Annotated in this window: 7 protein-coding genes; 6 read left to right on the top strand and 1 reads right to left on the bottom strand. The window is 65.1% G+C overall.

All coding sequences use genetic code 11. The features are described 5' to 3' along the window. Window positions 1-53: 53 nt before the first annotated feature. The gene (locus EOA29_RS19350) at window positions 54-938 is read left to right on the top strand and encodes a hypothetical protein (RefSeq protein ID WP_126092233.1); all 885 of its coding nucleotides are present in this window, start codon (window positions 54-56) and stop codon (window positions 936-938) included. Here the strand turns inward: EOA29_RS19350 and EOA29_RS19345 are convergent. Continuing rightward, window positions 925-2,127: an ROK family transcriptional regulator gene (locus tag EOA29_RS19345; protein WP_126092232.1), complete on the bottom strand. Its 1,203-nt coding sequence runs from the start codon at window positions 2,125-2,127 to the stop codon at window positions 925-927. The two genes, EOA29_RS19350 and EOA29_RS19345, sit on opposite strands and share 14 nt — an antisense overlap. A 213-nt stretch (window positions 2,128-2,340) precedes the next feature. Between EOA29_RS19345 and EOA29_RS19340 the strand changes: the two genes are divergently transcribed. From EOA29_RS19340 to EOA29_RS19320, 5 genes are all read left to right on the top strand, one after another. Beyond that, the gene (locus EOA29_RS19340) at window positions 2,341-3,579 is read left to right on the top strand and encodes an extracellular solute-binding protein (RefSeq protein ID WP_126092231.1); all 1,239 of its coding nucleotides are present in this window, start codon (window positions 2,341-2,343) and stop codon (window positions 3,577-3,579) included. An 84-nt stretch (window positions 3,580-3,663) separates the two neighbouring features. Further along, window positions 3,664-4,548 (top strand): sugar ABC transporter permease, encoded by an 885-nt coding sequence (locus EOA29_RS19335; RefSeq protein WP_126092230.1) that lies wholly within the window; start codon window positions 3,664-3,666, stop codon window positions 4,546-4,548. Next, window positions 4,548-5,393 carry a carbohydrate ABC transporter permease gene (locus EOA29_RS19330; RefSeq protein WP_126092229.1) on the top strand — a complete coding sequence of 282 codons (846 nt, stop codon included), beginning with the start codon at window positions 4,548-4,550 and terminating at the stop codon, window positions 5,391-5,393. Before EOA29_RS19335 ends, EOA29_RS19330 begins: the two co-directional genes overlap by 1 nt. 12 nt (window positions 5,394-5,405) lie before the next feature. Continuing rightward, complete coding sequence (locus EOA29_RS19325) at window positions 5,406-6,422, top strand: SIS domain-containing protein (protein ID WP_126092228.1); 1,017 nt, start codon at window positions 5,406-5,408, stop codon at window positions 6,420-6,422. Further along, entirely contained in the window at window positions 6,422-7,360 is a 939-nt protein-coding gene (locus tag EOA29_RS19320) for a PfkB family carbohydrate kinase (protein ID WP_127221299.1), read from the top strand. The genes EOA29_RS19325 and EOA29_RS19320 overlap by 1 nt, the downstream gene beginning before the upstream one ends. Window positions 7,361-7,388: the final 28 nt, after the last annotated feature.

Raw genomic sequence — 7,388 nt, 5'->3', positions numbered from 1 at the left:
GGCTATAAATCTTCATTTGCAGTTGCTTGGAATCGAATGGAGTGCCGCAGGAAATGCCGCTGAGCGCCGAAGAGATCGCCAGTCATCCTGCAGCTCTCCGCAGTGTGCAGGAGCAGTCGCGCGCGCTCATCCATGTCTACGAGACCAGCCCGCGCCTTGCCGCCGTCTTTGCCACCCAGCAGCGCTGGCTGCTCGGCCATGTCGGGCTCGCCTTGCATTTCAGGCGCGACCCCGACGACCGCCGCACCGAGATGACAGTGGCGCGTTTCATCGAGGCCGTGCGCCGCAATTCGGTCGCCAGCCGCAACACCGCCGAGGCGTTCGTCAAGGAAATGCTGCACTACAACATCGCCGAATATGTTTCGACCAGAGGTGATGGCCGTGCCCACCCCTTGCGGGTGACCGCGGCCACCATTGAAACCTTCACCGCCTGGATTCACGCCCATTTGAGGACGCTCGATCGAATCGATGGCGGAACCCGGCTGGCAACCTTCCTCGAGCAGCCCGATGTGCTGGCAAAGCTGCAGCCGTTGATCTGCGACGGCTTGCTGGCATCCGGTCCGGTGCGGGAGCCCGAGCAAACCTTCTCGTTGTTTATCTGGCTGAACAACGGCGGCATCGTCATGGACTGGCTGATGGCGGGCATCGATCCGGACGACGCCAGTCTCGACAGGATACCGACCAGCGTCATTTCGATCGGCGAATTCGCGCATTGGCTGAAGCTGTCGCGCACCCATCTGGCGCGCAAGCTCCATGATGCCGAAGCGCTTGGCAGCATCGGCTGGGTCGGTCAGCGCGGACATTCCGTCATGTGGGTCTCGCGACAGTTCTTCGAGGAATACATGGCCGTGCAGGCAGCCAAGCTCGCAATCGTCGACGCGGCTTTCGACGCCTGTTTTCCCGCGGCTGGCGAAATGGGGGCGCCTATCCGGCCTTGAGGATCGCCGAGAAGCGCGGGTCGAAAGCCCTGCTGATCGGCTCGGCCGCGGCGCCCACCGCAATCGCCCAGGGATCGGTGATGCCGAGCTGCAGGCGCGGCAATCGCCGCTCGGGGCGGTCGGCGATGGACGGCAGCAGCGGATGCATGGCCTGCAGGAGGCGCCGGGCCAAAGGCTCGGGCGCACCGCTGGTGAGGATCACGGTCTGCGGATCGAAGATCGTTTCGATGAGATGCACGCTCCAGCGCAGATCGGATGCAGCACCCTCGATCCAGCCCAGGACCTTGGGATCATCCGCAGCAGCCAAGGCCGCCAATCTTGCGTAGAGATTGGCATCGGCGGGATCGAGGCCGAGATGCTGGTAGAGCGAAGCAAGCGAGGCACGGTGCTCGAGTGGCGTCGCGCCGGGGCCGGCCGGCGACAAAAGCGCCCTGCCGATCTCGCCGGCATTGCCGTTGCCGCCATTGTAGAGCTCGCCATTCAGGATCAGCCCCGCGGCGATGCCATAGCCGACATAGAGGCAGACCGCGTGATCGACACCGTGCGCGGCGCCGACGATGCGCTCCGCCGTGGCGCAGGCGGCGGCATCGTTCTGCAGTCCGACATTCAGTCCGGTGCCTGCCGCAAGCGTCTCCAGCAGTGGGTACTGCTGCCAGGCAGGCATCATCCATTTGTCGTCGGATTCTTTCAGGCCGAACGGCCCCGGCATGGCGACGCCGAGACCGACCAGCCGCCGTTCGAACTGCTCGGTGATGCCGGCCAGTTCGCGCCTGACACGTGCGATGAGAGCGAGGATGGTCTGGACACCCGGCGACGGCTCGTCGAGCGGCAAGTTGGCCTCGGCACGCACTATCACGCTGCCGACCAGATCGACCACCACCACGCGTGTCAGGTGGCGGTCGATCTGCAGGCCGATGGCGAAAGCGCCTTCGGGCACCAGCCTGTAGGGCGTGAAGGGCTGCCCCCTGCCCTTGCGCACCGTGTCCAGCGCCACGACCAGGCCGTCGCGTTCGAGATCCTCGACGATGTTCGAAACCGCCTGCTTGGTGAGTTGGGTCGCCCGCGCCAGGTCGGCGCGCGAAAGCGCGCCGTTGAGCCGCAGCGCCTCGATCATGACGCGGCGGTTGTGCGCGCTGGTCCCTTCCTGGTTGGTGCCGCTCTTGGCGCGGATCGGGCTGATGTCGTGCACCTGCGTTTCCCCCTTGACTCCATTAAAGGATTGCATGACTAATTAAGTCAAGCGAATTGACTTAATGGTGAAGACCGGTACGGTTTCGAGAAAAAGACGGCAAGGCGCCGAGCCCTCGCCGCCCCACCGTCCCGGCAGATCCGGTCACACGCGATAGCATTCGGAGAAGCGGCGCGCGCCGCCACCCGCAAATGTCGAAATGGGAGAAAAAAGATGCTGAAATCGATCGGTAGGACACTTCTCGGCGCGGTCTGCGTTGGCGGGTTGCTTGTCCCGCACGCCTTTGCCGAGACCACGCTGAATGCGCTCTTCATGGCCCAGGCCGCCTACAGCGAGGCGGATGTCCGCGCCATGACCGAGGGCTTCACCAAGGCCAATCCGGACATCAAGGTCAATCTCGAATTCGTTCCGTACGAGGGCCTGCACGACAAGACCGTGCTCGCGCAAGGGTCGGGCGGCGGCTACGACGTCGTTTTGTTCGACGTCATCTGGCCGGCCGAATACGCGACCAACAAGGTGCTGGTCGACGTGTCGTCGAAGATCACCGACGATATGAAGAAGGGCGTGCTGCCCGGCGCCTGGACCACCGTCCAGTATGACGGCAAATACTACGGCATGCCCTGGATCCTCGACACCAAGTACCTGTTCTACAACAAGGAAATCCTGGAGAAGGCCGGCATCAAGGCGCCGCCGAAGACCTGGGAAGAGCTGGGCGAGCAGGCCAAGATCATCCAGGACAAGGGGTTGCTGAAGACGCCGATCGCCTGGAGCTGGTCGCAGGCCGAAGCCGCGATCTGCGACTACACCACGCTCGTCAGCGCCTATGGCGGCGATTTCCTCAAGGATGGCAAGCCGGACTTCCAGAACGGCGGCGGCGTCTCGGCGCTGAAATACATGGTCGACAGCTACAAGTCGGGCCTCACCAATCCCAATTCCAAGGAATTCCTGGAAGAAGACGTCCGCAAGGTCTTCGAAAACGGCGATGCCGCCTTCGCGCTCAACTGGACCTACATGTACAACATGGCCAACGATCCGAAGGACTCGAAGGTCGCCGGCAAGGTCGGCGTCGTGCCGGCGCCGGGCGTTGCCGGCACCAGCGAGGTCTCGGCCGTCAACGGCTCGATGGGCCTTGGCATCACCGCTGTCTCAAAGCACCCGGACGAAGCCTGGAAGTACATCGAGTTCATGACCTCGCAGGCGACGCAGAACCAGTATGCCAAGCTCTCGCTGCCGATCTGGGCCTCGTCCTATGACGATCCGGCAGTGACCAAGGGCCAGGAAGAATTGATCGCCGCCGCCAAGCGCGGTCTGGCTGCGATGTATCCGCGTCCGACCACGCCGAAATACCAGGAGCTGTCGACCGCCCTGCAGCAGGCCATCCAGGAATCGCTGCTCGGCCAGACGACGCCTGAAGACGCGCTGAAGACGGCGGCCCAGAACAGCGGCCTCTGATCTATCGTTCCTCAACGGGCGGCCTCATGCGCGAGCGCCGCCCGTGTTGTTTCTTGATCGGATGAAGGAAGAGAGGCGCCTTCGATGTCAGGCACCTGGATGACGACCCGTGCGTGGCTGCTGATGCTGCCGCTTCTCGTGGTCATGGTCGCCGTCATCGGCTGGCCGCTGGTCGACACGGTTGGCCTTTCCTTCACCGACGCCAAGCTCGTCGGCACTGCAGGCAATTTCGTCGGCATCGACAACTATTCGAAGATGCTGACCAGCTCGAACTTCACCCGCACGCTGACCACCACCACCTGGTTCGCCGTCATTTCCGTTGCCGCGGAAATGGTTATCGGCGTGCTTGCCGCGCTTCTGCTCAACCAGGAATTCCGCGGCCGCACCGTGCTGCGTGGACTGATGATCCTGCCCTGGGCGCTGCCGACCGTCGTCAACGCCACGCTCTGGCGGCTGATCTACAATCCCGAATATGGCGCGCTGAACGCAGCCCTTACGCAACTGCATCTGATCGACAGCTACCGGTCCTGGCTGGGCGAGCCCGGAACGGCGCTCGCGGCGCTGATCGTCGCCGATTGCTGGAAGAATTTTCCGCTGGTGGCCCTCATTGCGCTCGCCGCCCTGCAGGCGGTGCCGCGCGACATCAACGCCGCAGCACTTGTCGACGGCGCCGGTCCCTTCGCGCGCTTCCGCTTCGTCATCCTGCCCTATCTTGCCGGCCCGCTGATGGTGGCACTTGTGCTGCGCACCATCGAAGCCTTCAAGGTCTTCGACATCATCTGGGTGATGACCCGCGGCGGGCCGGCCAACAGCACCCGCTCGCTGTCGATCCTCGTTTACCAGGAGGCCTTCTCGTTCCAGCGTGCCGGCTCCGGCGCCTCGCTGGCGCTGATCGTCACCTTGCTCGTCACCACGCTTGCCGTCGCCTATGCGGCGCTGGTCAGGAACACCGCGGGGAGCGCCGCCTGATGGAACGCAAGTCCCCGCTTTTCACAGCTTTCATCTACGCCTGCGCCATCCTGCTTGCCGCCGTGATCCTGGCCCCGCTCGTCTGGCTCTTCGTCATGAGCATTTCGCCGGCGGCCGATCTCGCCGCCAAGCCGCTGCACTGGTGGCCGCAAAGCGCCGACTTCTCCCGCTACGCGCAACTTTTGTCGACGGTCGAAAACAGCGCCGGCGCCGCCTTCACCGCATCGCTGCGCAACAGCCTCGAGGTCGCGGGCATGGCGACGCTCGCCGCCATCCTGCTTGCGGTGCCGGCCGGCTGGGCAGTTTCGCGCACACCTGCGGTCGGCTGGTCGCTGTCCATGGTGATCGCCACCTATATGCTGCCGCCGGTGGCGCTCTCCGTGCCGCTCTATATGGGGCTCTCCTATCTCGGCCTGCTCAACAACGTCTTCGGCCTGGCGCTGATCTACCTGACGATCCTGGCGCCCTTCACCACCTGGCTGATGAAATCGGGCTTCGATGCCATCCCGCGCGAGATCGAGGCCGCCGCCATGATCGACGGCGCCGGGCTGTTCCAGACCTGGCGCATCCTGACCTTGCCGCTGGCTGCGCCCGTGGTGGCGACATCGGCGCTGTTTGCCGTGCTGCTGGCCTGGGACGAGTTCTTCTATGCCCTGCTCTTCACTTCGGACCAGCGGGCAAAGACCTTGACGGTCGCCATCGCCGATCTCGCCGGCGGCCGCGTTTCCGACTACGGGCTGATCGCCACCGCCGGCGTGCTCGCTGCCTTGCCGCCGGTGCTGATCGGCCTCGTCATGCAGCGCGCGCTGATCTCGGGCCTGACCAGCGGCGGTGTGAAAGGATAACAAAGGATAGTGATGACTGCGGAAAAACCTCGACCGGCAGGGCTTGTCGCAATCGACCGCGAGATGGCGCGCCAACATGGGGACGCGCTTGCCTCGTTCAAGAACAACGAGGATGCCGCCGGCCAGGTCGCGGCCTCGATCAGGCGGAACGGCAGGCTGATCCTGCTCGGCATGGGTGCCTCGCATGCGGTTGCCCGCGCTGTCGAGCCGCTTTATCGCGCGCACAGCATCGATGCCATCGCGATGCCGCTGTCCGAGCAGCTCGGCCAGCCCTTGCCGCTTGCCGGCAAGACGGTGCTCGTCACCTCGCAATCCGGAGAAAGCGCGGAGGTGGTGCGGTGGTTCTCTGAGCCTGGCCAGCGCGCCGACACCTTCGGCCTGACGCTGGAAGCCGGCTCCTTCCTCGGCCGGACGGTTCCTTGCCTTGTCGGCGCCGGCGGCACCGAGCTTGCCTTCGCCGCGACGCGCAGCCTGACCGTGACCTTCGCCTTGCATCTGGCGATCCTCTCGGCGCTCGGGGACGATCCCGCGCCAGCGCTTGCGGCGCTGGAAGCCCCGGAAGCTATCGCGATCGACGCCGCGCTGGCGGCACTGAACGAGGTGGCGACCGTCGTCACTTCCGGCCGCAGCCTGCAGGGGCTGGCCGAAGCGCTGGCGCTCGGCCTCACCGAACTGTCGCGCCTGCCATGCTATTCGCTCGAAGGCGGCCAGCTTCGCCACGGACCGATGGAAATGCTCGGTCCAAAAATCGGCGTCATTCTCTTTCGCGGCGAGGATCCGACATCCGACCTCGTCACCGCGATGGCGCTTTCCGTCGTCGAGGCAGGCGCGCGGCTGATCATCTTCGACGCCTCGGGCAAGCCGCCGGTCGGTGACGCGGTCACGCTGGCTTTCAAACCAGCCTCCGGGCTGGCGGCGATCTTCGCCATGCTGCCGGTGGCGCAGCGCCTGATGATCGCCTTCGCCGATGCCCGTGTCGACAATGCCGGGACGCCGGTCCGCACCACCAAGATCACGCGGAGCGAATGATGCGGCCGCTTGCGGTGATCGGCAACGTCAATGTCGACCTGATCGTCGGCCCGGTCGCGCCATGGCCGAAGGCGGGAACCGAGACCGTCGTGGATCATGACGACCTGCGCGTCGGCGGCCAGGCCGGCAACACAGCGCTAGCCTGGCAGGCGCTGGGCATCGATTTCGATATCGCCGCCAATCTCGGCGACGACCAGTTCGGTCGCTGGCTGCGCGAGGCTTTCGGCTCGCGTGCCGAGAAATGGCCGGTGCGTCCGGAGGGCACGACGCTGTCGGTCGGCATGACGCACCCGGACGGAGAACGCACTTTCTTCACCACACGCGGTCATCTGCCCCGCTTCAGCCTGGACGACGTTCTTGCCGTTCTCGACGGCAAGCGGCTTTCCGGCGGCTACGCGCTCATTTGCGGCTCCTTCCTGACCGATGACCTCACCCGAGACTACGGCGCCTTTTTCGACTGGGCGGAGGCGCATCATATCGCCGTCGCGCTCGATACCGGCTGGCCGATCGACGGCTGGACGGCGAAGAACTGCAACGCCACCCGAGATTGGCTGTCGCGCTGCGAGTTGGCCCTCTTCAACGAGGTCGAGACGACGACGCTGGCCGGGCTGGCAAGTCCGGCGGACGCCGCGCGCAAGATCCGCGACGGAATGAGGAAGGGCGCGACTGTCGTGGTCAAGCGCGGGCCCGACGGCGCGATCGCCATCGGCGCCGACGGCCAACTCATCGAAGTCCCGGCGCCCCGTGTGAAAGTCGTCGACACGATCGGCGCCGGCGATGTCTTCAACGCCGCCTTCCTCGCCGCGCTGGCGCGGGAGCGGCCGCTGGCCAACTGCCTTTCCGCCGCGATCCGGGTGGCCTCACGCGCCATCTCCACCTTGCCCCGCGACTATGGCGGGCCGCTGCTTTTCGAGGAAGCCGTCAATGAGCGCGCTTGAAATCCGCGATATCCGCAAGAGCTACGGC

The sequence above is a fragment of the Mesorhizobium sp. M1E.F.Ca.ET.063.01.1.1 genome, from assembly GCF_003998155.1.
Classification (GTDB): domain Bacteria; phylum Pseudomonadota; class Alphaproteobacteria; order Rhizobiales; family Rhizobiaceae; genus Mesorhizobium.
Note: the sequence above shows the minus strand (reverse complement) of the source record. Positions and strands in the feature narration are given on the sequence as shown.